Origin of the sequence: Trichocoleus sp. FACHB-6, assembly GCF_014695815.1 — a bacterium.
GTDB classification, from domain to species: domain Bacteria; phylum Cyanobacteriota; class Cyanobacteriia; order Cyanobacteriales; family FACHB-T130; genus Funiculus; species Funiculus sociatus.
Map to the genome: position 1 here is coordinate 110,019 of NZ_JACJOY010000026.1, position 26,529 is coordinate 136,547.

22 protein-coding genes and 1 pseudogene are annotated in these 26,529 nt (G+C 43.2%); 14 read left to right on the forward strand and 9 right to left on the reverse strand.

The window, feature by feature from the left end:
• Nucleotides 1-2: 2 nt before the first annotated feature.
• Nucleotides 3-413: a PPC domain-containing DNA-binding protein gene (locus H6F66_RS05310; protein ID WP_190418947.1), complete on the reverse strand. Its 411-nt coding sequence runs from the start codon at nucleotides 411-413 to the stop codon at nucleotides 3-5.
• A 123-nt stretch (nucleotides 414-536) separates the two neighbouring features.
• Between H6F66_RS05310 and H6F66_RS05315 the strand changes: the two genes are divergently transcribed.
• Both H6F66_RS05315 and H6F66_RS05320 read left to right on the forward strand, forming a co-directional pair.
• Nucleotides 537-2,993 carry a dynamin family protein gene (locus H6F66_RS05315; RefSeq protein WP_190418949.1) on the forward strand — a complete coding sequence of 819 codons (2,457 nt, stop codon included), beginning with the start codon at nucleotides 537-539 and terminating at the stop codon, nucleotides 2,991-2,993.
• A 177-nt stretch (nucleotides 2,994-3,170) separates the two neighbouring features.
• Nucleotides 3,171-3,611, forward strand: coding sequence for a KGK domain-containing protein (locus H6F66_RS05320; protein WP_190418951.1), 441 nt, complete (start codon nucleotides 3,171-3,173; stop codon nucleotides 3,609-3,611).
• A 68-nt stretch (nucleotides 3,612-3,679) separates the two neighbouring features.
• Here H6F66_RS05320 and H6F66_RS05325 read toward each other — a convergent pair whose 3' ends face one another.
• Nucleotides 3,680-3,961 carry a DUF4090 family protein gene (locus tag H6F66_RS05325; RefSeq protein WP_190418953.1) on the reverse strand — a complete coding sequence of 94 codons (282 nt, stop codon included), beginning with the start codon at nucleotides 3,959-3,961 and terminating at the stop codon, nucleotides 3,680-3,682.
• 33 nt (nucleotides 3,962-3,994) lie between these two features.
• Between H6F66_RS05325 and H6F66_RS05330 the strand changes: the two genes are divergently transcribed.
• Nucleotides 3,995-4,237: an HNH endonuclease gene (locus H6F66_RS05330; protein ID WP_190418955.1), complete on the forward strand. Its 243-nt coding sequence runs from the start codon at nucleotides 3,995-3,997 to the stop codon at nucleotides 4,235-4,237.
• Nucleotides 4,238-4,363: 126 nt separating this feature from the next.
• Here the strand turns inward: H6F66_RS05330 and H6F66_RS05335 are convergent, their stop codons facing one another.
• From H6F66_RS05335 to H6F66_RS05345, 3 genes are all read right to left on the reverse strand, one after another.
• Nucleotides 4,364-5,329, reverse strand: coding sequence for a DUF362 domain-containing protein (locus H6F66_RS05335; protein WP_190418957.1), 966 nt, complete (start codon nucleotides 5,327-5,329; stop codon nucleotides 4,364-4,366).
• 133 nt (nucleotides 5,330-5,462) lie between these two features.
• Nucleotides 5,463-5,762, reverse strand: a complete 300-nt coding sequence (locus tag H6F66_RS05340) for a hypothetical protein (protein WP_190418959.1) — start codon at nucleotides 5,760-5,762, stop codon at nucleotides 5,463-5,465.
• A 79-nt stretch (nucleotides 5,763-5,841) separates the two neighbouring features.
• Complete coding sequence (locus tag H6F66_RS05345) at nucleotides 5,842-7,263, reverse strand: aspartate ammonia-lyase (RefSeq protein WP_190418961.1); 1,422 nt, start codon at nucleotides 7,261-7,263, stop codon at nucleotides 5,842-5,844.
• 269 nt (nucleotides 7,264-7,532) lie between these two features.
• Between H6F66_RS05345 and H6F66_RS05350 the strand changes: the two genes are divergently transcribed.
• The 4 genes from H6F66_RS05350 to H6F66_RS05365 all read left to right on the forward strand — a co-directional run bounded on the left by H6F66_RS05350 (nucleotide 7,533) and on the right by H6F66_RS05365 (nucleotide 13,227).
• Nucleotides 7,533-8,462 (forward strand): tetratricopeptide repeat protein, encoded by a 930-nt coding sequence (locus H6F66_RS05350; RefSeq protein WP_242023756.1) that lies wholly within the window; start codon nucleotides 7,533-7,535, stop codon nucleotides 8,460-8,462.
• Nucleotides 8,463-8,758: 296 nt separating this feature from the next.
• On the forward strand, nucleotides 8,759-9,739 hold the full coding sequence (msrP, locus tag H6F66_RS05355; RefSeq protein ID WP_190418965.1) for a protein-methionine-sulfoxide reductase catalytic subunit MsrP: 981 nt from the start codon (nucleotides 8,759-8,761) through the stop codon (nucleotides 9,737-9,739).
• 371 nt (nucleotides 9,740-10,110) lie between these two features.
• Nucleotides 10,111-11,241, forward strand: a complete 1,131-nt coding sequence (locus H6F66_RS05360) for a tetratricopeptide repeat protein (RefSeq protein WP_190418967.1) — start codon at nucleotides 10,111-10,113, stop codon at nucleotides 11,239-11,241.
• Nucleotides 11,242-11,709: 468 nt separating this feature from the next.
• Nucleotides 11,710-13,227 carry a carboxypeptidase M32 gene (locus H6F66_RS05365; protein WP_190418969.1) on the forward strand — a complete coding sequence of 506 codons (1,518 nt, stop codon included), beginning with the start codon at nucleotides 11,710-11,712 and terminating at the stop codon, nucleotides 13,225-13,227.
• Nucleotides 13,228-13,398: 171 nt separating this feature from the next.
• On the opposite strand, the gene H6F66_RS05370 is transcribed toward H6F66_RS05365, so the two are convergent.
• Entirely contained in the window at nucleotides 13,399-16,152 is a 2,754-nt protein-coding gene (locus H6F66_RS05370) for a cation-transporting P-type ATPase (RefSeq protein ID WP_190418971.1), read from the reverse strand.
• Nucleotides 16,153-16,598: 446 nt separating this feature from the next.
• Here H6F66_RS05370 and H6F66_RS05375 point away from each other — a divergent pair, with 446 nt between their 5' ends.
• The 4 genes and pseudogenes from H6F66_RS05375 to H6F66_RS28765 all read left to right on the forward strand — a co-directional run bounded on the left by H6F66_RS05375 (nucleotide 16,599) and on the right by H6F66_RS28765 (nucleotide 20,530).
• On the forward strand, nucleotides 16,599-18,668 hold the full coding sequence (locus H6F66_RS05375; RefSeq protein WP_190418972.1) for a cation:proton antiporter: 2,070 nt from the start codon (nucleotides 16,599-16,601) through the stop codon (nucleotides 18,666-18,668).
• Between the two features lie 158 nt (nucleotides 18,669-18,826).
• Nucleotides 18,827-19,426, forward strand: coding sequence for a CAP domain-containing protein (locus H6F66_RS05380; protein WP_190418974.1), 600 nt, complete (start codon nucleotides 18,827-18,829; stop codon nucleotides 19,424-19,426).
• Between the two features lie 151 nt (nucleotides 19,427-19,577).
• Nucleotides 19,578-19,901: pseudogene (locus H6F66_RS28760) on the forward strand (SDR family NAD(P)-dependent oxidoreductase); the annotation flags it as partial.
• A gap of 113 nt (nucleotides 19,902-20,014) precedes the next feature.
• Nucleotides 20,015-20,530: an SDR family NAD(P)-dependent oxidoreductase gene (locus H6F66_RS28765; protein ID WP_190419043.1), complete on the forward strand. Its 516-nt coding sequence runs from the start codon at nucleotides 20,015-20,017 to the stop codon at nucleotides 20,528-20,530.
• A 104-nt stretch (nucleotides 20,531-20,634) separates the two neighbouring features.
• On the opposite strand, the gene H6F66_RS05395 is transcribed toward H6F66_RS28765, so the two are convergent.
• Nucleotides 20,635-20,976: a hypothetical protein gene (locus tag H6F66_RS05395; RefSeq protein ID WP_190418978.1), complete on the reverse strand. Its 342-nt coding sequence runs from the start codon at nucleotides 20,974-20,976 to the stop codon at nucleotides 20,635-20,637.
• A 680-nt stretch (nucleotides 20,977-21,656) separates the two neighbouring features.
• Entirely contained in the window at nucleotides 21,657-21,779 is a 123-nt protein-coding gene (locus H6F66_RS28770) for a hypothetical protein (protein ID WP_277873956.1), read from the reverse strand.
• A gap of 442 nt (nucleotides 21,780-22,221) precedes the next feature.
• Here H6F66_RS28770 and H6F66_RS05400 point away from each other — a divergent pair, with 442 nt between their 5' ends.
• The gene (locus H6F66_RS05400) at nucleotides 22,222-23,601 is read left to right on the forward strand and encodes a glycoside hydrolase 100 family protein (protein WP_190418980.1); all 1,380 of its coding nucleotides are present in this window, start codon (nucleotides 22,222-22,224) and stop codon (nucleotides 23,599-23,601) included.
• Complete coding sequence (locus tag H6F66_RS05405) at nucleotides 23,598-25,010, forward strand: hypothetical protein (protein WP_190418982.1); 1,413 nt, start codon at nucleotides 23,598-23,600, stop codon at nucleotides 25,008-25,010. The genes H6F66_RS05400 and H6F66_RS05405 overlap by 4 nt, the downstream gene beginning before the upstream one ends.
• Before the next feature lie 226 nt (nucleotides 25,011-25,236).
• On the opposite strand, the gene H6F66_RS05410 is transcribed toward H6F66_RS05405, so the two are convergent.
• A complete protein-coding gene (locus H6F66_RS05410; RefSeq protein ID WP_190418984.1) occupies nucleotides 25,237-25,626 on the reverse strand; it encodes a hypothetical protein in 390 nt (129 codons plus the stop codon).
• A 187-nt stretch (nucleotides 25,627-25,813) separates the two neighbouring features.
• Here H6F66_RS05410 and rppA point away from each other — a divergent pair, with 187 nt between their 5' ends.
• A complete protein-coding gene (gene rppA / locus H6F66_RS05415; protein WP_190418986.1) occupies nucleotides 25,814-26,497 on the forward strand; it encodes a two-component system response regulator RppA in 684 nt (227 codons plus the stop codon).
• The last annotated feature ends 32 nt before the right edge of the window (nucleotides 26,498-26,529 follow it).

Below are 26,529 nucleotides of genomic sequence, written 5' to 3' on the forward strand. Positions count from 1 at the left end.
TCTCAAGAAGATTTGGAGGTATTTGGGAGGATTTCTAGTTCTTGATAGCCTGTCTGCTCGTCAAGTGTTCTTAAGAAGGTAAAATTTTCACTTTCGCCTATAACTATTTCGGCGGTTGTGTAAATAATGCAACCGTTATCAAGATGTCCGCCGATGGTTTTTCCTTGTTTATCGGAGATGGCAATATGCAGATGAATGCCAGTAGTTGCTAGGGTGCCATTCAGGGCAAGGATTTCAAATTTATCATTTAAAACTGTACTATCATTTTGATTTGCAAAGCGAATGGTTGCTTGTTTAAGGCTACCAATTGCAGTTAAAATAAACCCAGCTTTTATATCTTGCTGGACACTAAATTCTTTTAAACTTTTTTTTAAGTCTTGATTCGGTTTTAGTCGGATAGCAAATACTTTCATAATTTAATTAAGTAGATACACTGGTATCAATTCTTAGATAAGGTTTTACTCAGTAATATTACTATACCTACCACTAGATAATATTTTTAGAATAGTGTTAATTTATATTCCTAGGATGAAACCGTGACTGATTTGCCGCCTCAATGTCAAAATCTGAAGGAACAGGTTGAGAAGATACTACAATTGTTGCATCAGGAGCCGTCGCTGCGATCGCAAGATGTTACACCTGTGCAGACATCTCTCGGTAAAGCTATTTCTCCGAAGTTTGAAATTGTGTTTGCGGGTGCTTTTAGTGCGGGTAAATCCATGCTAATTAATGCCCTGCTGGAACGAGAATTGCTTTACAGTGCAGAGGGACACGCTACAGGTACGGAATGTAAAATTGAGTACGCCGAACCAGATAAAGAACGAGTGGTGCTGACGTTTCTCTCGGAGGCGGAGATTCGAGAACAGGCGGGTGCTTTGTTACAAGGGTTGGAATTACCTCCTGCTGCTAATATTAATCAACCTGATTTTATTAACCAACTGTATCAGCAATGTCAGGGAATTATTAGGCAGGAGGGTGGTAAAGATAAGTCTGAACGGGCAAAACAGGCGAATGCGTTGATGTTGTTGCTGGAGGGATTCGTCGCCAATCGCGAGCGCATCAATACTGTTAATAATGCTACATATTCAATGGAGCAGTTTAACTTTTCTAATCTCAAGGAAGCTGCTGGTTATGCTCGTCGTGGCAGCAATAGCGCGGTTTTGAAGCGGATTGAGTATTACTGTTATCATCCTCTGTTGCAGGATGGCAATGTGATTATTGATACGCCGGGAATTGATGCGCCAGTGGAGAAAGACGCACAACTTACCTACGCTAAGATTGAACACCCGGATACTTCAGCGGTGGTGTGCGTTCTCAAACCCGCGTCTGCTGGCGACATGACTAAGGAAGAAACGGAACTGCTGGAGAAAATGCGCTCAAATTCAGGGATACGCGATCGCGTATTTTTTGCCTTCAACCGCATCGATGAAACTTGGTACAATAGCCAGTTAAGGCAACGTTTAGACGAGCTGATTAGCGCTCAGTTTCGGGATACTAGCAGAGTTTACAAAACTAGCGGTTTACTAGGATTTTACGGCAGTCAGATTAAACAGACAAGCGGACGCGATCGCTTTGGTTTAGATTCTATCTTTGCTGAGAGTGTCAAAGGCTTGGACGGACGAGAAGAAACGCCACAGTTTGTTACATCGTTTAACAACTACTGCGCTAACTCAGGTAAACTACCCTCGAACAAATTTCGGATTTCTGTTAATAGCTACGAAACGCCAAATGAAAATTATGTGCGTATTCTCGCTGAACAAGGAACACCCGTAATTCAGCAGCTAATTCAAGATAGTGGTATTGAAGAATTTCGTGCTGCTATTACAGAGTATCTTACCAAAGAGAAACGTCCTCAACTGTTTAAAAGTTTGGCTGACGATCTCGAAGACGTTTGCATCAGCTTAAAGAAATATTATCAGTCCACGCTGCAAGGATTAGATAGTCAGCCTCGCGAAATTGAGGCGATGAAAGCGCAAGAATTACAACGGCTAAATCAGGAACTACAGCAAGTTGGCGAAGAATTTCTCGAACATATCACAGAAGAACTAAAGCAAATTGTCACAGGCAAATGCGATGCTTTCGAGGCAGATTTTCGCCAGTTGCAATCTCGGATGGTTCGTCGTTTAGATGAGTTGCTAGATACTTTCTCGGTTGCAGATGCTTATCGTCGCGCCATCGGGAGTCATCGCCGCAATTCTACCGCACCTTTGATTGCTGTTTTAGTCGAGGCACTTTATTACCTTGCGAATCAACTTGAAGATATCTTGGTAGAGTCTTCTGAACAAGTAGTTACCAGTTTGTTTAAACGCCTCACAGAGCGAATTCGCAAGTCTGAATATTACCGACAATTATATCGTTTATTAGGCAATGATGGCGGAATTGAGCAACAATTGAAAGCCTTAGAGACACAGGTAACGAACGTTCTCAAAGCTGCGGCGAGTGACGAGTGTAATCGCTATGTACGGGAAAGCGCGCGGTTTTACGATGAAGGCACGTTCTCAATTTATCAATTTCGTCAGACATTATTGCAAACTTCTCAAAGTTACGGTTGTGAAAGTATGGTGGAAGCAGAGCCAGCAATTCGTCAGCTATTGAAGTTAGACTTCGAGCCAAAAGTTAAAGCTACAATCAGTCGCGATTTTCCTGCAACTGTCAATCAAGCACTTAATACCCATTTGGATCGAATGGCAACCCAGCAACGTAGTGAAATTTTGCAGCAATATACTCAGGCTCGTGCTTATTTAGAGCAAACTTTAGAACAAGAAGCTGAGGAAAAGATTGCCAATAATCGCCGTTTGCAAAGTGCAATTGAGCAAAAAGTAGCAAATTATAATTCAGCCGTGACTGGGATTAATAGTTGTTTGCAGGCGATGGGTTTGTATGATCATCAGTTGCCTGTAATTGGTCAATCTGATGTTATTCTAATTGTTTCTGATTTAGAGGATTCCCATGTTAGTGCGATTGCTAATGGGGTTGTTCATTCAGAAGCATAGTTTATAGCCTTGGCGATTGGAAATCGCGGCTACACAGACGAAACCCGCCTGCGCGGGTTTCAACTCTATTAGTTCGTGTAGGCGAACTTTGTTTATATAGCCGCGAATTATATTCGCTACCAAAAGTTACGATGCTTTCCAATAATTAGTAATTCAATTTCAAGGGTGAAGATTGATATGGAAGATAATTTACCTTTACAAAATTGTAACAATGATGATGCTTTATCATTTAAAAATAATATGTTTAAAGTGAGGCAAATCAAACAAGCTTTGCAAGACTCCTTGAAAGGTGCAATCGCTAATGCACTATATGAATCTTTAAAATCACAACAAGTAGAGATAGATACAGGAATAATAATTAATCACCATTACTATAAAGCAAACGAAAGGTGGTTTGTAGAGGGGATAGATTGTGAAATTCTTAAAATTGGTGCTAGTGGCTGGCAAAAAGGTAAGGTAAAAATAAAAACCACCTTAGAGTTTATTCCTGATGAGCCTGAAGTAAAAGAAGTGCTAATGCAAAATGAAGAAGAAACACTAATGCGGAATGAGCTAGAAATCAGCCAATTAGACTCGCCGCTTGACGAGCTTCGTAAAATGATCAACCAAGAAAATTAGAATAAAATTTTATAAAAAAAATCCCCTAAACTTTCATTCATCTAGGGGGAGAATTACTATTACTAAGGCTATTTTTCGCCGTAGTAAAAGGCTACTTCTTTGTCTTTCAGCGGTGCAAAGTCGGCATCTAAAAGCATTTGATTGAGTTCATCTTGGGAAATATGCTTAGCACCAATGCGAACAATTCTGGAACGCATGGTATTAGATACGCCGCTGCGCTGACGACCAGCTTCCAAACCCATCACTTTTTGATATAATTCAAGTTTGGCTGTGGGAATCGGGGAACCGTCAAAGTCAATTCCTTTAGCGATCGCTACATCAATAGCATCAGCGCCTGTAGTTTCAGTCATTTCAGCCTGGGATCGTGTTTACAGAAGTATTTTATGACTAAAACGCCTAGAATTCGCATCCCCCCACAAGTGAGGAAGTATGTGTTTGAACGCGATCGTTATCAATGTCAAAGCTGCGGCAAAACTACGCTAGAAACCAACCTGACCATCGATCACATCATACCCTTGGCGCGGGGCGGTTCTAACGATATCAGCAATCTACACACCCTCTGTCTTACCTGCAACCAGCGCAAAACAGACAATTTAGATCCTCGGTTCCGGCGTTATTTCGTCTAGACAGAAAAAAACCGCCTCTAGCATGAGTAAGGGCGGTCTTCCTAAGCAATCGGAGGGTAATATAGATTATCCTGGTAATTTTGTATCCTACTGTAACAACTTTTACAGAATACGCCTCAACTTGACTTATCTGCCAGCATAAGCGTTCATGGGTTCTTTGATAAACCGGATGTAGAGATGCCTGAAAGTAGATTTAATCACGCGAGGCATGGCGAAGTCGATAGGCATCATCTTAGTAGGCAGTTTCCAATCCAGCACCTTTAAATCTTCTGGGTGCAGTTGCACAAAGTCAATCGCCTCTAGATTTGAGCAAAGACCTAATCTCATCGAAGCCGCGACTGTGGGAACCTGAAGGGGATTTACATTGAGCATTTCGACAATGGCACGATCTAGAGCAAATACATCACCAGAAGCCGCCAGAATGCCTAGAGGACGCGGTTCGCCACCAGAAGGCCCGTTTCCTTCGTGACCGATAATTCCATCTAAAATGGTTAAATTGGGATTAATTGCTCTGGCGGTTTCTACCAACATTTCCCCAAAGCGATCGCTATCTTTCCCCGCCTCCATGTGCCACCACGCTTTCATTTTTCCGGGTACGCAACCAAAGAGATTTTTTACACCCATTGTCATTGTTAGTTGACAATGAGATTTTACTTTGGGCAAGTTAATTACTACATCTGCATCGAATGCTTCTTTGCACAATAACAGATGGTTGAATTCTTTGTTGGCTGTTTCGTAACGCTTGCCGTGAAATTCTACAATTGGCAGATTTAATTCTTCCATCAGGGGAAGATAACCATTAACCTTTGCCACACCCATCGCACTACCAAAAGCAGGACTATCCCCAAAGAAGGGCTTACCGCCAGCTTCTTGCACCAGTTTGGTAACGCAGTGAAGGATTTCTGGACGAGTGACGCACTCATTGCCTACACGACCACCTGTGAGTAGATTAGGCTTAAGTAGGACGCGATCGCCTGCCTTTACAAACGCTTCTATCCCTCCTAATGGTGCCAGTAAGCTTTGCACAGATTCCCGCAATAATTGCTGTTCGTAGGAATTAGCCCGAATTAAACTAACAGAAGATTTTCTCATTTTGAATTTTGGATTGAGCTAGCGTGTATAACTTAAAAGAACCTGTAGTGCTGGGTTTCGTTCCAAAGACCCAGCCTACTCAATTTCTGAATTTTAAATTTTGAATCAATAACTCAAAAATCAAAACTCAAAACTATTTTCGGTTGCCACGAGTTAAAGCAGTCACTCTTTCGGCATTGGCGAAAACATCTTCTCCGTGGAGGTGAGGCATAGAAGGCTTTACTTCAACTTTGATAATATTGGCTGTGTTGATAAAAACTGTTTCTTCAGCCAGATGAAGAATCCACCATGATTTATCTAAAAGACGGCGGACTTCTTGCCGCATTTCCTGCTGACTTTCTATAGCCTCAGCTGGTTCATAGATAGTGAATGATTCTGTGTTACCGTCGATATAATGAAAGGTTAATTGTGTTGCACCTGATTGACTGTGCATTAAAAATACTCCTGGTTAGATAGTCATTAGTCATTAGTTATTATGGCAGCACTAAGGACTACTGACTAATGACTAAAAACTAATTAATCTTGGCTTCTGGCATGGCGCTCATTTCCTCTAAGTCTAAAACTTGGGCTAGTTCTTCAGAACTCATCAAACCTCGTTCTAGGACAATTTGTCTTAGAGATTTGCCAGTTTCGAGGGATTCTTTGGCAACGGCAGCGGCATTAAGATAGCCGATGTGAGGATTGAGGGCGGTGACGAGGGCGAGACTTCCTTCTGCGTAGGCGAGACAGCGATCGCGATTGGCGGTAATTCCCTCCAAGCATCGTGTAGTGAGTGCTGCTAGAGTATTGCCCAAAATTTCGATACTGTGAATCAGGTTATAAGCAATCAGCGGCATCATCACATTTAACTCTAATTGTCCGGCAGAGGCAGCAAGCGCGATCGCATTGTCATATCCCATCACCTGAAAACACACCATCGTCGTCATCTCTGCCATCACTGGGTTATACTTCCCCGGCATAATCGAAGATCCCGGTTGCACTGGCGGTAACTGAATTTCTTTTAAACCAGTTTTTGGCCCCGAATCCATCAGTCGTAAGTCGTGGGATATCTTGACGCAATCCTGCGCTAGGTTCCGCATCGCACCGGAAACGTTGACAAAAGGTGCCATACTCTGCATTGCCGCCATCAGATGCGGGGCGGGGCGCAAGGGTTGGTCGATTAATCTTGACAATAATTGGGCAACGCGGTCGCAATACTGAGGATGGGTATTTAGTCCAGTTCCCGCCGCCGAGCCACCCAAACCGAGTATCATCAAATCTTCAGATGCTCGCTCTATGCGGATCAAGTGGTCTGAGAGAATTTGCGCCCAAGCGCGGAAACTTTCGCCGAGTCGCACTGGAACTGCGTCTTGTAGGTGAGTTCTGCCAGATTTGACGATATCCTGAAATTCCTCAGCTTTGTTGTCTAAAGCAGCGATCGCATCCGACAATGCAGGGAAAAGTGTTTTTTCCAAAGCCACCAACGCCCCAATTCTAATCGCTGTAGGAATCACATCATTAGTAGACTGACCATAGTTTACGTGGTCGTTGGGGCTGACGCGCTTGTAATTGCCTTTCTCATCCCCCAGCAGTTCTAGCGCCCGATTGCTTAGCACTTCATTGACATTCATATGGTGCGACGTTCCTGCACCCGCCTGATAGACATCCACAACAAACTGATCGCGGAACTTCCCAGCCAGGACTTCATCAGCTGCTTGGACAATTGCCTGACTGATCTCGGCGGGAATGCAGCCAAGTTCCCCGTTAGCGATCGCAGTTGCTTTCTTAATCAACACGCAAGCATCGACGTAGGTAGGCAAAGGCTTCAGCCCACTTATCGGAAAATTTTCCATCGCCCGCAGTGTCTGAATGCCATAGTAAGCAGTTTCAGGAATCTGCCGCTCTCCCATTGAATCTTTTTCAATCCGGTAGGTTGAACCTGTTGTTTGAGTCATATCCGTTGTCTATCCCTCTTTTAGATGAAATCATCCCATGTCTGACCGATTTTGGATTGGGGATTGGGAATTGGGGATTGGGAATTGGGGATTGGGGATTGGGAAGAATTTTACTCAGCGCCTAGTCCCCAGCGCCTAGTCCCTAGTCCCTAGTCCTTAGTCCCCAGCCCCCAACCCCCAATCCAAAATTTTTTTCCGGAATGTTGAGTCAGGTTATTGTTTTGGGAATCATAAATATGAGATCATCCTAAAGAAAGATGCCAGATTCTATGACACAAACTATACAACTCGAAGCAGAATTCTTTTTCCAGCAGGGATTGCGCCAGCTCCAGGCAGAAAAATTTGAGGCAGCAATCTCTAGTTTAGACAACGCCCTGAAGTGTAAGCCCGATTATACCGATGCCTTGTCCCAGCGGGGCTTTGCTCTAGGAAACTTAGGTCGCCACGAAGAAGCGATCGCTTCTTTTGAAAACGCTCTGGCAATTCAGCCAGATGCCTCCTGGGTTTGGTTCAACCGGGGAATTGCCCTGGGAAAATTAGGCCGCTACTACGAAGCGCTAAACAGCTTTGACCGAGCCATTGAGTTCAATCCGGACGCTTCCGCCGCTTGGCACAATCGCGGCATTACACTGGTTGACTGGGGTCAGTATGAAAAAGCAGTCAAGAGCTTCGACCGTACCCTGCAACTGCGACCAGATGCTTACTGGGCATGGTACAACCGAGGAAATGCCCTATCCAGCTTAGGAAAATACCTCGAAGCGCTCAACAGCTTTGATAGAGCGATTGAGTTTAAGCCGGATTCCGCCAATGCTTGGCACAACCGGGGCATTGCCCTGAGTGACTGGGGCAACTATGAAAAGGCAATTTCCAGCTTCGAGAGAACTATAGAAATTAAACCCGACTACTACAAAGCTTGGTTTAATAAAAGCGTTGCTCTAGGGAAATTAGGGCGCTACGTCGAAGCGATCGCCTGTTGCGATCGCGCTTTAGAACTTAAGCCGGATTATCCCACTGCCTGGTATAACAAAGCTTGTTACAGCGCCAAGGTTAGCCAAATTGAGATAGCGATCGCTTCCTTAGAACAAGCCATAAGTCTATCTCCAGAAAAATACCGCCATCTGGCAAAACACGATTCAGATTTTGACAACATTCGAGCCTCAAAGCCGTTTGAAGCTCTCATACTCGCCGAAAGCGATTAAACCCTTGTTTTATTTATTATTTCCATCTGTGGCACGGTTGAGGCTCCCAGGCTCGACCCTGCCACAGATGGATCTATATCTGGCTTAAATCCCTATTAAGGATCTATTATTTAACTCAGTCGAGCTTCGCATTCCACAATTGCGTAAGGATATACCTCTTTTTAACCAGCCCTTGTCTGCTGAGATGAGAAGTCAAGAGTGCTGATTAAAGCGTTAGGATTTAAGAGTTAGGAGTTCTTTATTCTTGAAATCCTAACTCTTAACTTTAATCCTCACTACTAACTTTTACCTTTCAAATGGCAATAATTCGCATACCCGAATCCTGGGAAATTCCAGAACGAGAAGTAACATCAGAAGCCGCATTTTTTAATCGGCGTCGCTTTCTCAAATCGCTGATAGGTGCCAGTGTGGGAGCTACTATCCTGCCAATTCTCGGCTGCGATGATTCTTCTGAAAACATGGCACTAGAAAAAACATTAAATACAGCAAAATTAAAGGCAAATGTAAATCCCGCTTTTTCAGCAGTTGATCGTCCTGTCACTGACCAATCTCTAGCTGGACAATATAACAACTTTTATGAATTTGGCGGCACAAAATCGATTTGGCCCGCAGCGCAGGCATTACCAACCGATGACTGGAAAGTTGAAGTCAGCGGTTTGGTGAAAAACCCCCGCACCTACGACTTAGACGATATCAAGAAAACATTTCCTCTAGAGGAGCGCATTTACCGCTTTCGCTGCGTGGAAGCGTGGTCAATGGTGATTCCGTGGATTGGATTTGGGATGCGTGAGCTTATCGCCGCCGTCGAACCAACCAGCCAAGCCAAATTCGTTCGTTTTACCTCATATTACGACAAAAATATTACCACTGGCCCTAGCTTCCACTTAGGTAAATTACCTTGGCCTTATACTGAAGGTTTGCGCCTTGATGAAATGGCGAACGAATTAGCGTTTTTTGCAGTAGGCGTTTACGATCATATCCTGCCAAAACAGCACGGTGCGCCGCTAAGAGCCGTGTTGCCTTGGAAATATGGTTTTAAAGGCGCAAAATCTATCGCCAAAATCGAATTTCTTGACACTCAACCCGCCACATTTTGGAACACACTAGACTCGCATGAATACGATTTTGAGGCGAATGTAAATCCCACAAAACCTCATCCCCGCTGGTCGCAAGCAACCGAAAAATTTGTCAGTAAAGGGCCAAAGCTGGCATGGGAAAAACGCCCGACTCTCCCTTACAACGGTTATGGGGAATATGTAGCAAATTTGTATGTTTGAATTTTGCTTTTTCGTTTCTAGTCTCTGACTAGAAACCCATTATGGCAGGCTCTGCCTCCCATAAAATAATATCAGGTAGAGCTTGATAGTAGGCATTCCCAGTCACAGGCTAGAAACTAAAAACGTTAGAAAAGGGAAGTTCTCTCTTTTTAGAAAAGGAGTTTTCGATGTCCACCCTAGGATACCAATTCAAGGGTTGGGTGCCATACATCTGTAGGGACATGGCATTGCCATGTCCCTACAGATGTGGACTGAACGTCAGAACCGTGAGATATTCCACCCAACTGAGAAACGCTATACTGCGCTGCTCTTTTTTTAGAAGCAAACGATAGAATTTGAGATAAAAGCGTTGTGCGCGTAGGTGCCGCCAAATGACAAACTACATAGAAGAAGCTAAAAATCTTTTTAGTCAAGGTTTAGCTTATTTAGAGGCAAAAAACTTTGAAGTTGCGCTTACTTATTTTAACCAAGTAATTCAGCTAGTATCTTATCATGCAGATGCCTGGGCTTGTCGGGCGCTGGCACTGGGACATTTAAAACGTTATCAAGAATCGATTGATAGCTTTGACAGGGCGCTTGAGTTTAATCCAAATGATATTCGTATATGGCTAAACAGAGGTATTGCACTGGATGAATGGGGGCAGCATGAGAAAGCGATCGCTAACTATGACAGATTACTGGAGATTCAACCAGACAATTACGAAGCTTGGGCAAATAAAGGTAATGCTCTAGCCATGTTGGGGCGAAATCCAGAAGCGATCGCTTGCTATGACAGAGCTACAAAAATCAATCCTAATTATTACAAAGCTCACAGCAATCGCGGCAATGCGCTGGTTAATTTAGGCAAACATCAACGGGCAATCTCTAGTTATAAAAGAGCGTTAAAAATTAATCCTGATGACCCGGAAGTATGGTATAATTTGGGCTGCTGTTTTATGGTTTCGGGCGGCGATGAAGATGCGATCGCGGCTTATGACAAAGCCATAGAAATCAAGCCAAACCATACAAGTGCTTGGACTAACAAAGGTACGGTAGTGTCTAAGTTAGGTCGCCAGCAAGAAGCGATCGCCTGCTACGATAAAGCCCTACAAATAGATCCAAACGAGACTCACACCTGGAACAATCGTGGTTTAGTGCTGCGGAGATTGGGGCGAATAAAGGAAGCGATCGCCTGTTACGACAAATCTGTACAATGCGACCCAAATAATTATGAAGCTTGGGATAATCGCGGTTATGCCCTGACAAAATTGGGTAAGTATAAAGATGCGATGACAAGTATCGATAAATCATTAGAAGTTAATCCCAATCATGCTAACGGAATTTACAACAAAGGTTACTGTTATGCTTTGCAGGGAAAAGTCACATTAGCCGTCGATTATTTGCAACAAGCAATTCAATTAAATCGTGCTAAATATCTACCTGCGGCTAAAACCGATCCAGATTTAGATTGTCTGCGTAAAAATAAGCGATTTCAGCTTTTGATTGGAGACATTAAGGGGTAATATAGGGCTTAGGGATATCAAGCCGCAAGAAATAGAATTTTCTCTTTTTATTTCTAGGTTAGCTAAAAGATGCCTAGTATAATTAAAAATTAAAACGTAAAGCTAAAAAAGAAACAATCCGCATTCTCTAGCTACACTACGTTTGTTGATTGTTTCTTTTTGTCTGTTGTCAGCTATAAGAAAAGCCAGGTTATCTAAAACTTGTTATGATAGAAAATCAGATAGGTTATTCGTTTTTCATAAAGATGGTTTAATTAAATTTATCATAATTTATGAAAGTTAGAAAATTAAACCTTTAATGCTAAAAAATAATTTAGGAAATACTGTTGCAGCGATAATAGTGCTGTCTAACTCAGAAAAATGTGTCAAAATAGCAGTCTACAGGATAGCAACAATCGAGACGGGGTGCTGGTCTGAGCTTGGCTCTTCTGCGTCACATTATACAAAACAAGCATACCTCAGCTAATCATGCAAACTCTCCAAAAGACTCACCCTAAACTTCAAGAACTAAAAACTCTCCTCACCGAAGTTGACGACATTTACTCAGCTGCTTCGTTACTTTACTGGGATCAAGCTACTTATATGCCTCCTGGTGGCGCAGCTGCAAGGGGTCGTCAAATGGCTACTCTGCAACAGATTGCCCACACTAAGTTTAGCGATCCAACTATAGGGCAACTGTTGTCAGATTTACTCTCCTACGAGGAGAGTTTGCCCTACGATTCTGATGAAGCCAGCCTGATTCGCATCACTAGGCGCAACTACGATCGCGCAGTGCGAGTGCCAGCTGATTTTATGGCAAAAATGTCTCTGCATCGAACCGCATCTTATAACGCTTGGGCAATCGCTCGTAGCGAAAATAACTTTGCCGCCGTGCAGCCTTATCTGGAAAAGACACTGGAAATATGTCAGGAATATGCTAACTTTTTCCCAGGCTACGACCATATCGCCGATCCGCTGATTGATGGTGCTGATTACGGGATGAAAGCAACGAGTATGCGATCGCTTTTTTCCCAATTGCGCGAAAAACTGGTTCCTATTGTCGAGGCGATTGTTTCCCAACCTGTAGCTGATGATACTTGCTTACGCCAAAGTTTCTCGGAAGCAGAACAGCTAGATTTTAGCCTCAAGTTAATTGAACAGTTAGGCTTTGACTTTAATCGGGGGCGACAAGATAAGACGCTGCACCCGTTTATGACAAATTTCTCGATTGGAGATGTGCGAATTACTACCCGGATCAGAGAAAACGATCTGAATGAGGGACTGTTTAGCACCATCCACGAGATGGGACACGCATTGTACGAGCAAGGTATCAACCCTAAGTATGAAGGGACACCCCTAGCTGGAGGAACCTCATCCGGTGTGCATGAGAGTCAATCTCGACTGTGGGAAAATCAGGTGGGACGCAGCCGCAACTTCTGGAAGTTCTTCTATCCGCAACTGCAAGAGGTTTTTCCCCATCAACTCGGTGATGTTTCCCTAGAGACATTTTACCGGGCGATTAATAAAGTTTCGCGATCGCTTATCCGCACCGATTCTGACGAAGTAACGTATAACTTGCACGTTATGATTCGCTTCGATTTAGAACTGGAACTCTTAGAAGGTAAACTCGCAGTGCGCGACCTTCCCGAAGCTTGGAACCAGCGTTACAAATCCGACCTCGGTGTTGTTCCGAAAAACGACAGCGAAGGCGTGATGCAAGATGTCCACTGGTACACTGGCACGATCGGGGGAATGTTCCAAGGATACACCCTTGGCAACATTATGAGCGCCCAATTTTTTGCAGCCGCACTCAAAGCTAATCCAGAAATTCCCACCCAAATTGAGCAAGGAAATTGCCACACTTTGCACAATTGGCTCAAAGAAAATATCTACCAGCACGGTAGCAAATATACAGCTGCTGAACTGGTTGAGCGCGTCACTGGCAAAGAGTTGAGCATTGAACCATTTATCCAGTATATTCAGCACAAATTTAGCGATTTTTCTTGAGGATTGTAGGTTAGACCCGTGCAATAGCGAAACCCAACAAACCTCCTATTAGCGTTGGGTTTCGTTACCTCAATCCCACCTACTTGCTACTACAGTTATCCACCGTTCGGATAAGGTGAGGGGATTCCGCGTAGGTTAGTTAAGGCGTAGCATTTGGGTATTCCATCTGACTTAGTTAGGAGGGTCAAAGCGATTAACTAAGGACGCTACTGCAATCATTGGCAAACCCACCAACAGGCAAATTAGCCATTGATTTATGTTCAGTGGTGCTGTATAGAATAAGTTATTCATCAGGCTCCACTGACTGAAGATTATCTGCAAAATTACAGTGCAGATAATCCCAATAAGAATAGCTGGAGCATCGCTAATTTGTTGAATTCTCCCACTGATTTTCTCAATGATAGAGCTTCCGAGTTTGCTAATGCTTAATAGATAAAAGATTCTACCAGCTACTAAAGCTTGGATTGCCATCGTGCGGGCTAAAGCGAGATTTCCCGTAGTTTGCCGTATCCATTCAAATACGCCAAAAATAACAATCCAGTTAAAGGCAGAAATTACCAGAATTCGCTGTAATAAACGACGCGAAAGCAAGGGTTCATTGGGGTGGCGCGGGGGTTGTTGCATCACCCGCCCAGATGGAGGCTCAAAAGCTAAGGGAACAGTCATGGTGATGGAATTCACCATATTTAGCCAGAGAACTTGTAAAGATAAGATGGGCAATTCTCTAGCTAATAACACGCTGAGCAAAATCGTCATCGATTCCCCACCATTTACTGGAAGAATGAAAGCGATCGCTTTCATTAGATTGCGGTAAACTGTACGACCTTCCTCAACAGCAGCTTCTATCGAGGCAAAGTTATCATCGGTCAAGATCATGTCAGCGGCTTCTTTCGCCACCTCAGTCCCAGCACCCCCCATTGCAATTCCAATATCTGCTTGTTTGAGTGCGGGTGCATCGTTGACACCATCCCCTGTCATGGCGACAATTTCACCTTTGGATTGTAAGGCTTCAACGAGACGAAGTTTCTGTTCTGGGGCGACACGGGCAAACACGGCTCCATCTTCTACCGCATTTGCCAATTCTTGTTCATTCATTTGGGTGAGTTCTTGCCCGGTGAAAGCCAGAACTTCCCGATCTTTGTTAAATCCCATGCGAGAAGCGATCGCTTGTGCGGTGACTGCATGATCGCCCGTAATCATCTTTACCTGAATACCCGCTTCTTGACAGGCTTGCACAGCTTTTATAGCTTCGCTTCGAGGCGGATCGATCATGCCTTGCAATCCGATAAAAATCAGATTATTTTCAATATCTGTATGCTCTAAAGAATTCTGATTAACATCGACATTTTTCTTAGCAAAAGCCAGCACCCGTAACCCCTCGGTTGCCATTGCATCAACTTCCTGATGTACAGCATTTTTATCAACAGGTGTAAGATTTCCTCGTGCATCCAACATCTGTTCAGAGCGATTAAGAATTGCTTCTACTGAACCTTTAACATAGACAATTTTTGATTTTTGATTTTGACTTTTGGATTGAGCAACCTCTCCAGGTTCCTTATGTAAGGTTGCCATGTACTGAAACTCTGACTCAAACGGGATAACATCCAATCTGGGCATTTCCCGTTCTACATTTTCCTCAGAAAATCCTACTTTCTTAGCGAGAGCAATTAATGCTCCCTCAGTTGGATCGCCAATAACACTCCATTGCCCATCCTTTGTTTCCAGTCTCGAATCATTGCATAAAATTCCAGCTTTTAAACATTCCTGAAGTCCAGAGAAATCTTTTAAATTAACTGGCTTTTCATGTAAGAAAATTTCCCCTTCTGGAACATACCCACCACCGCTAACTGTATAATTCTCACCTCCTGCATAGATAGCTTGAACCGTCATTTGATTTTCAGTTAGAGTGCCAGTTTTATCAGAACAAATGACTGTAGCACCGCCCAAAGTTTCCACCGCAGGCAACTTACGGACGATCGCATGACGGCGAGCCATGCGGGAAACGCCAATCGCCAGCGTCACTGTTACAACTGCTGGTAATCCTTCGGGAATCGCACTCACAGCCAAGGCTACGGCAGCTTCAAACATTGCCACCCACGAGTTGCCATACCCCAGCCCTATCACAAACGTTAGTGTGGCTATCCCCAGAATGATATACAGTAATTTTCGACTGAATTTATCAAATTTGCGGGTTAACGGAGTTGTTAGATTCGTTCCTCGATCCATTAACTGGGAAATGCGCCCGGTTTCTGTCGCCTCTCCAATAGCAACCACAATACCGCGTCCGGTGCCAGATGTTACAAAGCTGCCAGCATAAGCCATGTTGGTTCGCTCTGCCAGAGGTGCGTCTTTCTGGATTGGTTGAGTGTCTTTTTCAACAGCAACTGACTCGCCTGTGAGGGCTGATTCATTGATTTGCAAGTTACGCGCTTGTACGAGACGCAAATCCGCTGGCACTTTGTCCCCAGAGGTGAGTAGTACAATATCGCCTGGTACTAACTCAGTAGAAGGAACTTGTACTTTTGATGAGTTGCGGATGATATTTGTGTCTGTTTTTACTGAGGAAGCTAAGGCAGCGATCGCGCTCTCGGCTTTGGATTCCTGAACAAAACCAATGATGGCGTTAATTAGCGTAACGCCCCAAATCACCCAAGCATTTACCCACTCTCCCAAGAATGCTTTAATCGCACCAGCAATTAGCAAAATGTACAGCAGCGGTTGATTAAACTGCAAAAGAAATCTCACCAAAGGGCTTTTCCCGGCTTTACCTTTGAGTTCGTTAGAGCCAAACTGCTCCTGCCTTTTTGCTACTTCAGCAGATGCTAAACCTGTTTCTAAATTACTGTTTAACTCACTACTAATTTCCGGCGCAGGCAAATGGTGCCACTGTTGTTCCAGCAGTTTTTCTTTGGCTATTGCTATCATATTGTTTGCTCCAAGATGCTTGCCCTAGCAGTTTAATGAAAAATTACACGGCTAGGGTTTATTGCCTACTTATGAATATCCCCAGATTTTTACATCTTGGCAAACAAATATGACAACAAGATGACAGCAATGCTGCAAATCCAATCTAAGCAAGTTAGGGTAGGGATTAGTTCAGGTAAGTAGATGTATCTAATTATTTGTAGGCATGGGTTTGTTGGGTGCGGTTCCAAGGGCCCAACATGGAGCAGATATTTAGTTTAATTATGTCTACCTATATAGTTAAGTTCTATGCAATCAATCAATCTAACCTCAGATGTAAATTTTGCGGTAAGACTTTTGGTAATCTGGACGTTTGTTGTTGCAAAAAATAGTCCCAGAGAGATGCTTATACATCTAACTTTGTATACATGACAAGTGTTTGTAAGTAAAAACTAATTAGAAAATTTATGGGAAATATTTTGATCAACCTGGAAAACTGGCGGCGATCGCTTACTGAGTTTTTGACTCCCTCAGTGTTCTCTGGCCCGATTACCGATCCGGTTCCAGTTTTCCTGACCATTATGGCAATTATGCTAGTTGCACCGCTATTATTTGAGCGGATTAAACTACCTGGAATTGTCGGCTTAATCCTTGCCGGAGTGGTTGTAGGGCCGTATGGATTAGGTGTTTTAGAACGAGATAGCACCATCATTTTATTAGGCACCGTCGGATTGCTATTTCTTATGTTTATGGCTGGACTCGAAACCAGCCTAGACGATTTGAAATACAACGCAGATAAAGCAGCCATATTTGGAATAGCAACCTTTGCTTTGCCGATGGTATTGGGTACAGCTGCCATGCTGCTTTTAGGATACAGTTTTTTAGCAGCAATATTGGTTGCTTCTTGTTTTGCTTCCCATACACTTTTGGCATTGCCAGTAGTTACAAAATTGGGAATTATGCGAACTCAGGTTGTGACCGCAACTTTGGGAGGAACTTTAATTACTAATGTGTTAGCGCTTCTGGTTCTAGCCGTTGTTGTTAAAGCTCACCAAGGCAGCCTCAACCTTAGTTTTTGGCTATTTCTGATTCCGGCTTTAAGCATTTATACCTTTGCAACTTTATGGGGAGTTCCTAAAATTGGTCGTTGGTTTTTCCGGCGTTTTGGTAACGATGAAGGGGCAGAATTTACTTTTGTATTAGCAACTTTATTCGTGGTATCTTATGCGGCTGAATTAATTGATATTGAGCCGATTATTGGGGCATTTTTAGCGGGAATTGCGATTACTCAAATCATTCCCCAACTTAGTCCGCTAATGAATCGAATTCAGTTTATTGGCAATACCTTGTTTGTGCCATTTTTTCTGATTTCGGTAGGGATGTTGATTAATCCAGGGATATTAGTTAGCGAACCGCGATCGCTATTAGTAGCCGCAGTAATGATTTTGGCGGAAATAGTTAGTAAATTTGCCGCAGCTTGGGGATCTGGTAAAATTTTCGGCTTCAAGTTTCCCGGAGTTATGGTAATGTTTGGCCTTTCCGTTGCCCAAGCTGCATCGACTTTAGCAGCGGTTACGGTAGCTTACCAAATTAAATTGGTGGATCAGGTCACTGTTAATGGCATTATTGCCATGATTTTGTTTACCTGTATTGCTTCGCCTTGGGTTACTGCCCGTTGGGGGCGAGATATGAACCCAGAGGTAGCAAGTCCGGCTAGCGGAGGAAAACAGCAGTTAGGCGATCGCATTTTAGTTCCCGTAGCTAACCCCAACACTGAAGATAATCTATTGCAACTTGCTCTGATTTTGACTAAAAATGCTGGGGGAACTTTACTACCGCTTCACATTTTAACTGACAATCTGGGGCCAATTTCAGCTGATGCCAAGGCGCAGCAAATACAGTTATTAGCGGCAGCAGAAACTATTGCTCATGCTTCTGTAACCTCAGTTGAGCCAATTGGCAGAGTGGATGACTCAGTTGATAAGGGAATTATACGAGCTGCCCAAGAGCGTAATGCTAATTTAATCGTTTGTGGTTGGAAAGGGTATTCTAACTATCGAGATAATTTCTTCGGCGGTGTAATTGATAATGTAGTGCGTCGAGCAACAGTGCCAGTGTTAGTCGCCCGATTTTCTCACCCAATTGAGAATACAAAACGGGTATTTTTAGCATTCACTGAAAGAGAAATATTATCCTCTCAATTTGGGCAAGCGGAGAAGCTGGCACGAACTCTTTCCGTGGAACTAAAGGCATCACTGCAATTGTTACAGGTAACGACAACTTTTGGGCGTTCCTCAAATTCAAATTTAGAAGTAACTGGATTTGGCCCAGAAGTTCCAATTGTGCGAGTGCAGGGAAACTTTGTGGGAAAGGTTTCTCGAATGCTGGAAACGGATGATTTATTAATATTAACTGGTGGGAGCCATCCGGATAGATTTGGTTTGCCAGCCGTAGGAATTGCGCCTGAAGCGATCGCGCGTAGTCGTGCAGATATTTCTATGTTAGTTATCCACTTTCCGCGCCAGCCAATAGGATAACTTTTAAGCAGGAGCATTTTGCCACTTATCGAGAATATCTAATACTCCCAAGGCTGAGAAAATAAATGCGGTAGTTGCAAAATCTTATTTACCATGTAATTAAGGAGAATGCTTCCCATAAGCGCGATCGCTTATTTCAACGGTAGTTAACAAAGAGTATGCCTGCCAACAGTTTGAGTGTGAAAATAATTCGTCAGCGACTAGCTGTGATATCCGGCGCGTTCATCGCTTTAATTGTGGCAGGGTGCCAACCTGTCATCGATTTTTTACCGCGCTTACCTGGGCAGGACGTAACCGAAAAACCGCCATTACCCAACAGCGTAGCTCAATCACCTGCCACTGCACGGGATGAAGCGCAAGTCCGTCAGCGTATCAACGAAATTCGTCAGCAAAATGGCTTGAATCAACTTAAAAATAACGAAAAATTAGCACAGGTTGCACGCAACTACAGCCAGCAAATGGCTCGTGAAAACTTCTTCAGCCACGTTAGTCCGGGGGGGAGTACCCTGTCTCAACGGGTGCGTGCTGGGGGAATTTTTTACTGGGTAGTGGGAGAGAATTTGTTTAAGAGTACCAACGCTCCCCAACCAGTGCCGTTAGCAGTGAAAGGCTGGATGGATAGCCCTGGACATCGTGCGAATATTCTGCGTTCAGAATACGCTGAGACTGGTATCGGGGTTTGGCGGGAAGGTAACACTTATTACATTACGCAATTGTTTATGCGATCGCAGTTTTCTCCAGGAGATTTATTTAATTAGTCCTCAAGTACGTTCAAGCAAGTATTGTGCTTTTGGAAAAAAAATTCACATGAACCGTCAGATTTATGTTGAATAATTCCTAAGACAGTGGAGACCGGGCAATGCGGAACTTACTCTATAGAGGAAGACAGCATTCTCATTAAAGAATAATATGGCTGACACGGTATTGATTACAGGTGCTTCTCAAGGCATCGGCAAAGCAACAACGCTTTTGTTTGCCCGTCAAGGCTATGACATTATACTGGCGGCTCGTCAAATTGACCGTTTAGAAGCTGTCGCTTCTGAGGTGCGATCGCTTGGTCGAGAAGCGATCGCCATTTCCACGGATGTTCGATATCCCGAACAGGTGAACAATTTGGTTGAGAAAGCGATCGCTCATTTTGGTCATATTGATGTGCTGATCAACAATGCAGGAATTTTTACATTAGGCCCTGTGGAGGAGTTCCTGCTTAGTGATTGGCAGCAGGTCATAGACCAATACGGTTCAGTTAGTGATGAATGAAGAATTCAGAGGTGTTGGAAGCCTTACTCCTAGGTTACTTTTCTTGTTCTTATTGAGAACAGTCTCCACTATATTCCTTAACTGAACTGTATTGGGTCATAGACACGAATGTTTGGGGCTATATTCACACAATTCATGCACTTTTGCCCCATTCCCTGGAGCGGCATACCGGAACAATTATTAACGTCAGTTCTATCGGTGGGATCGTGCCGATTCCTTACCAAATACCTTACACGACTAGCAAATATGCTATTACTGGGCTGACCAAATCGCTGCACGCAGAATTATCACCCAAGGGTATTCAGGTTTGTGGAATTTATCCAAATTTTATCAGCACTCGTCTAACAGAGCGAGCAATCTTTCGCGGTAAAAATGAGGAGACTGCTAGCGCTCGTTATCAACTGGTGGATAAAGCGCTAAATAGTCCCGTGCTAGAGAATCCTGAAGATGTGGCTCAGGCAATTTGGAAGGCACTTAAGCATCAACGGTCTGATGTACTTGTTGGCACAACTAAACTATCGAAAACAGCCTATCAGTTGTTTCCCGGCTTGATGAAGTCGATATTACGGCGCGTCTTTGAGATGAGAGAACGCCACTTTTGACCAGCCATTGCTGAATGAAAATAAAGGAGTGACAAAAAACATAGGCAAATTTTTCATCGCCTATGTTTTCTGGTGATGCCGCTTTATATTAGCTGAAAGGTTTGCTATTTTGGGGAATAATCACAGCAACCGATCGCTTTTTCAGTGAGAACAGTAGAAGGGTGTATAGCACACTTTAGATAATGGTTGTTTGAATAAAATTGACATTTATTACACGGAGCTTGATGTAAGCGCTTTATGTTAACAGCAATTTCATCTCGTGCAGCCATCCCAATTTTTGACAGCATAAAATAAAGAACTGCCCAGCCTACGACAAAGCCAATGGGACTCCAAAATATCAAATCCGGCGGGGAGACCACATCGGATTGTGTCTCATTGACTCTTTCTTCACTTAATGTTGCTTCATTAAGTGCTGCATATTCTTTTAAAAATTCATTATGATACATATCTTTTACCTCTGGTAAAAAGCACCTAACAAATGATTTATGTCCATTGAGATTTTGCCCACCCTATTCCCAGAAATCGACTTCAAATTGACGATGGGTGGAAGCTTTAGTTAGACAAAATTCCTGTGCCTTCCTCAAGATTGACTACTCAGAAGGTCACTATTAGAAGTTTACCCAAATATAATTAGTGCTATCTCTATCGATAGATTGACTTAAAATTCAGAGTTATGCGATTTTCGATTCTAGATGGGGTTTACCTAGAGACGCGATCGCGCTTGTTTATACCCTTTACCCGACATTGGGACTTATTGAAATGGGTTAAAAGTTAAATAATATCATAATTGTACTAACAAAAATATCACCATTGTTTAAGAGTAGCGATGTCTTATAAAGAAAGTTCTAAAAGCATCCCAAGCTGCTGATTAATTGTGTTTAAGCAACCATTTGAACCAGCGGCCAATTCGTAGCGACTCAGCACTTGATTACCGAGGTAAGTGTTATCCGGATAACCAGCAATGCCACCCTACCGCTGATTCAAGGATTTTAAAGCTTGAAAAGCCCAATCAGCAGGTTGTAGGTCATATAGCTGGGAAACTGAGGGAATTGGGTCGTTAGCGTCCTGTTACTCGTCAAATAACGGATTTTCTGGCTCATTCATTGGGCGGCGTAGTTTCATCAACTTAGGGTTGAGCGATCGCGATCGAATCCGGAACTTCAATCACAATAACCGATGTAAAGACAGCTGAGTAGACACTTATAATCGTTCCATTAATGACTGGGGAATTACCTAACGAGACAGACATCTTTCCATTTCTCCTCACAAGGATTGTCCCAGTTTATAACGACTCTTAACTCTAACTATTGGCATAGTTGCTCAGTAACATTCAAAGCAATCGTTCCTCCATTAGCAAGATGCGATCGCCTCTTGAATGCTTTACTGTAAACTCTGATATTACGCTTCAATTGAAAGTAATAAAATTTGAACTTAAGCCTTATTTTTCAACAATAAAGAAAAGACGCATCAGAAAGATACCGTGAAAGCAAGAACAAACCCAGGCGGGTTATTATTGGGGTTCCTACTGGCTATGGTCTTCCCCGGTATAGCACAGCAACCGGAGCAACAAAGGATAGAACGAGTAGAGGGTTATCTAGCAACGCTGCAACACCTTGAATTTAGCTTTCAGGCATTTTTCCTAGGATGCTTACGGTATATGTTTTCTACGATAAAAAAAGGTTAAGTAATTGATGAATACCAAAAGCGAACTATTGAAAGAAGCTTGGGAAAGGCTTGAAAAGTCTATTGTTTATTATGATGGTCGTCCGATTGGCATGATAGCCGCTAACGATCCTGAGTCGGAGGCGCTAAATTACGATCAGTGTTTTGTTCGAGATTTTGTCTCTTCAGCGCTGGCTTTTTTGATTGCCGGGAAGCCGGAAATTGTCCGCAATTTTTTGCTGGCAACTTTAGCTTTGCAGAGTCACGAACCACAAATGGACTCTTTTAAGCCAGGTCCAGGATTGATGCCAGCCAGCTTCAAAGTTGAGACAAGACAAAATGGCGAATATTATTTAACTGCTGATTTTGGGGAAGATGCGATCGCTAGAGTTCCGCCTGTTGATTCCTGCTTGTGGTGGATTCTCTTATTACGTGCTTATGTGAAAGCCACAGGCGATATTTCTTTTGCTCATCAACCTGAATTCCAAGAAGGAATTAGATTGATTTTGGAACTCTGTTTAGTTCATCGATTTGCGATGTACCCAACGATGTTAGTTCCCGATGGAGCTTTTATGATTGACCGCCGTATGGGTGTCTACGAACATCCTTTAGAAATCCAGGTGCTGTTTTATGCAGCTTTACGTGCGGCTGGTGAACTGCTCCTACCAAATGATAGCAATAATTCCTGCATCAATAGTCTTAATCAGCGGTTGCAAACCCTTACTTACCATGTTCGAGAATATTACTGGCTTGACCTCAAGCGCTTAAATGAAATTTATCGCTATAAGGGCGATGAGTTTGGTAAAAAAGTAGCAAATAGATTTAATATTTATGCCCAATCTATTCCTGGCTGGTTAACTGAATGGCTACCACAAACTGGAGGTTATCTAGCAGGTAATCTTGGTCCTGGAAGGATGGATTTTCGGTTTTTTGCTCTGGGAAACCTGATGGCAATTGTCACCTCTCTAGCCAGCGAAAAGGAATCGCAAAGCATTATGAATTTAATCGAGCAACGTTGGGACGATCTGGTAGGATATATGCCAATGAAAATCTGTTTCCCCGCGCTTGACGGTGAGGAGTGGCGAATCATCACGGGTTGCGATCCTAAAAATACACCTTGGTCATATCATAATGGCGGTAATTGGCCTGTTTTACTTTGTTTCCTAACGGCGGCGGCTCTGAAAACGGGTAGGATAGAGCTTGCCCAGAAAGCCTTTGATCTTGCCCAAAATCGCTTAAGCCAGGATCGGTGGCCGGAATACTACGATAGCAAGAATGCTCGATTGATTGGGAAGGAATCAAAGAATTATCAAACGTGGACTATTGCAGGTTTTTTAGTTGCGAATGACCTAATAGAAAACCCTACTCGTTTAGCCTTACTTAGTTTTGATGAATCACTTAAATCATGACAACGAAATCGGCTATAACTAAGCCCGATCAAACTCGGAATCGCTGGCTGGTAAAATTAATCGCCATCATTGCCTTGGTAAATTTCTGCTTTGTCATATTTGACCTAAGCTATGTGTCTTGGCGCGATTTTTATCTTCACCACTGGGCAAGTATTATCCAAGTTTACGACCCCATCAAAGGTATTGAACCGCACCGAGAAACGCAGAACTACCTCAATAAGGTGGATGAACTTGAAACACAAGTTTTGCAAAATGGATTGCAGTCGTCTCCGGTAGAAAACTTATTACAGGAATTGCGTAGCCTCAGCAATGAAATGATTGAGGATAATCCGTTTGCGGTGGCGAATAAAAGTGGCATTTTGGAAAAGATTAAAAATCAGATACGCGATCGCGTTCACATAAAGTCCTCCCATAAAGCCTTTGCCTTGTTTTGGAGTCAAGAATATCTATCCCAAGCAGGTTGGCAAGAAGAGCTGAATTTTTTCAATACCAAAACTCGTCCCCTAATTCAGACTAACTACTATCGCAATATTGGAACAAATGGGAAATTTATTGATAATTTCTGGCAGATTGACTTGCCGTTTGTTATTGTATTTGCTCTAGACTTTTTAATTCGGACTTTTTCTATCAGTCGCCGTTCTCCTGGGTTAAATTGGTTAAAAGGAATGCTGCGGCGATGGTATGATATTTTCTTGCTACTTCCCTTTTTGCGGTGGCTACGAGTCATTCCTGTAACACTTCGCCTTCACCAAGCTGATTTATTAAATTTAGAGCTTGTAAGAAGAGAAATTAATCATGATTTGGTTGCTAATTTTGCTGAGGAAATAACTGAAATTGTAGGCATCCGATTAATAGCTCAAATGCAAGAGTCAATTGGGCGGGGTGATGTTGCACGCTGGCTATTGCATCCGGAAACTCGCCGCCCTTATATTCAGGTAAATAATACAGATGAGGTGAAAGCGATCGCTACCCGTCTAGTCAATCTCAGCGTCTATGATGTTCTACCCCAAATCCAGCCTGACATAGAAGCATTAGTGCATCACACTCTTAAAAGTACCCTAAATCAATCCCCAGTTTACCAACAACTTCAGAATATCCCTGGACTGAATCAACTTCCTACTCAGTTTACTGAGAGATTGGCGAAAGATTTATCTCAGTCAACATACAGTAATCTGAAAAAAGCTCTTGAAGATCCAGTTGTGGGAGAACTATCCAGCCGTCTTCTCAAAAACTTTCGAGATGCTTTAGAGAAGGAGTTACAGAAAAAACATAACCTTCAAGAAATTCAATCCTTACTTGTAGATATGTTAGAAGAAATCAAAATCAACTATGTTAGAGGAATTGCCGAAGGTGGAGTTGAAAAAATATTAGAAGAAGCAGATCAGCTGCATCAAATTATTCATCATTAGGCATGTTTAGCCCCAGACAAACAAAACTTATGGGTGTATATAGCAATCCTAGCCTCTAGCTAGGAACGAGTATCCTACTAGCTATTTTTGTCTCCCTGTCGGGGAACTCACTCTTAATACAATACTTCTCGGTTAGGAAAAACTGTAGGTTGGTTTTCGCTATCGCTCAACCTAACCTACTAATATTAGTGTTGGGTAACGCTCACCTCAACCCAACCTACTTGACTTAGTATTTCACTTGATAACGCACCAGCTTCCTAACATCTTCACGAGACAATTTTAGTTCTTGAGCAATCATCGCTTCCACCCCGCTTAAATCTGTCACCGGAAACTCAAATTCCAACTTTTTGAGTGCAGAATCTGTGGTTTTAACCTGTACTCTGGTAAACCCTTCACTCTTTTTAATTTCAGCTTTGATTACTAGCACTGTTACCGAAAGCTGCACCTCTAGTTGTGTATCAGCTTGCAGCTTGTCTACTGTCCTGTAGGGACGACTCAATACCTTGTCTGTCAATATCCCACCCCCAACCCAAAAAGCAATTCCCAACAAGGGTAAAGACAACCAAAATTCTAGCCCTAAAGAATGCAATTTTTGTAACCAGCGGGGCGAGGACATAGGGAGAGGGGATAGGGGGCGAGAGGTGAAAAAGTAAAAGAAAAAGAATATTCACCGAAAACAGTTTGTTTTCTTGTGCGTTTGCTTAAATTATGACTGGTGGAAGACGTACTGAGGTCATAAATTTCTTTACCCTGAACAACATAGTAGGTGATTCTTTTGCACAGACTTTTCACTAAAGCTCTTTATGAAAATCTTATTGGTAGAAGACGACCCGGCACAATTAGAACCACTGCACGCTGCTTTGTTGCAAGCTGGGCATATTGTTGATGGTATTGAAGATGGGGAAATTGCCCAATGGCTGCTGTCTCAAAAAGACTATGACTTGTTAATCTTAGACTGGATGTTACCGAAAGTTAGTGGGTTGAGCCTTTGTCGCCAGTACCGACGCTTAGGTAAAACCGCACCTGTGTTGATGCTAACTGCCAAAGACACCACGCCAGATAAAGTTACGGGTTTGGATGCTGGTGCCGATGACTATCTAGTTAAACCCACAGATATTGTAGAACTGTTGGCGCGGGTGCGGGCATTGGGAAGGCGATCGCCACTTTGGCAAGGAGATATCCTTCGCATGGAAGATTTACAACTCCACCTAAATAGCCTGACAGTGGAACGAGAACAGACAACTGTCCAATTATCAGCCCGCGAGTTTCAGTTGCTAGAGTACCTGCTACGTCACCCTCATCAAGTCTTAACTCGCGACCAGATTGAACAAGCTTTATGGGAGTGGGGTACAGAACCGGAAAGCAACGCTGTAACCACCCTAGTCCGCAGGCTGCGGCAACGCTTGCAGTTACTTGGTGCAGCCGACTGGATTGAAACAGTATATGGTATGGGCTATCGTATCAATTCTTCCGCAAGTAAAAAATGAAGGGGCTGGGGGCTGGGAATTGGGGACGAGGA